Source organism: Micromonospora sp. NPDC049366 (assembly GCF_044466625.1).
In the GTDB taxonomy this organism is placed as follows: Bacteria; Actinomycetota; Actinomycetes; order Mycobacteriales; family Micromonosporaceae; genus Micromonospora.
Genome location: NZ_JBITMV010000062.1, coordinates 1 through 1,143, shown reverse-complemented (window position 1 = coordinate 1,143; position 1,143 = coordinate 1). Strand labels below are relative to the sequence as shown.

Annotated in this window: 1 protein-coding gene; it reads right to left on the bottom strand. The window is 69.4% G+C overall.

Features of this window, described 5'->3' with window-relative positions:
• Positions 1-13: 13 nt before the first annotated feature.
• A partial coding sequence (locus ACIBTV_RS31435) for an IS701 family transposase (protein WP_396710825.1) occupies positions 14-1,143 on the bottom strand: 1,130 nt, incomplete at its 5' end.

Below are 1,143 nucleotides of genomic sequence, written 5' to 3'. Positions count from 1 at the left end.
TAGTACTCCAACGTCATTTGGCCTGTCTGCGCTGGTAGTGGGATCGTCGGGCTCGGGCTTGGGATGTTCGCCGCCAGTACGACCAGTGCAGGATGTGCTCCGGTGGTAGCGCCGCGGTGAGGACGAAGGCGTTGAGGAGTCGGCGGGTCTCGGCGACGGTCAACGCGATGATCTCCGTGTCTGCGTCGGGCTGCTGTGTGGTGGCGAGGATGGTCAGGACGGCGAGGGCGAGCATGGCCAGGGTGATGAAGCGGTGCCAGCCGGTCCAGCCGCGGACCTGGTAGTGGTCCAGGCCGACCTGGCCCTTGCCGGTCTGGAACAACTCCTCGATGCTCCAGCGGGAGCCGGCCACTCGCACGAGGGTGTGCAGCGGAGCCGGTCGGGGTGACCAGCAGAGGTAGAAGGCCAGGTCGCCGGTGGTGCGGTTGCGGCGGATGAGCAGCCATCGGTGCTCACCGGGGCTGGTGGCGGTGGTGATCCAGGCCCACAGGTAGTCGCGGGGACCTTTCGCGCCCGGCCCGCAACTGTGCTGCTGCCACTCGGCGGTGGGGATCCGCTCGGCGAGGTCGTCGACGCGGATCAGGGTGCGACCGTCGTTGACGGCAACGCGTCGGTCGCAGCCGACGGCCAGGACGTAGCCGATCCCACGGTGTTCGAGGTCAGCACGCAGACCGGGGTCGGCGCCGTAGACCTCGTCGCCGGTCACCCACCCGAAGGGGACTCCGGCATCCAGTGCGGCGGCGATCATCTGCCGGGCGAGGGCAGGCTTCGTGGCGAACCCGATCTGTTCGGGGACGCCGGCGGCGGCGAGGCGGTCGGGCTGCTGACACCAGGTCGTCTCGGGTAGGTAGAGCCGACGGTCGATCATCGCCCGACCCTCGGGCGACACGTAGGCCAGGAACACCCCGACCTGGCTGTTCTCGACACGTCCGGCGGTGCCGGTGTACTGCCGCTGCACCCCGACCGAGCACAGACCCTTCTTCAGGAACCCGGTCTCGTCGCAGGCCAGCACCGCGTCGGGATGCCCGAGCTGCTCCACCAGCCAGGAACGCACGTCATCGCGGACGCCATCGGCGTCCCACACCGCGGTGCGCAGCAGCCGCTGCATCGCCTGCGGATCAGCGTGACCCGCCCGTTCCGCAA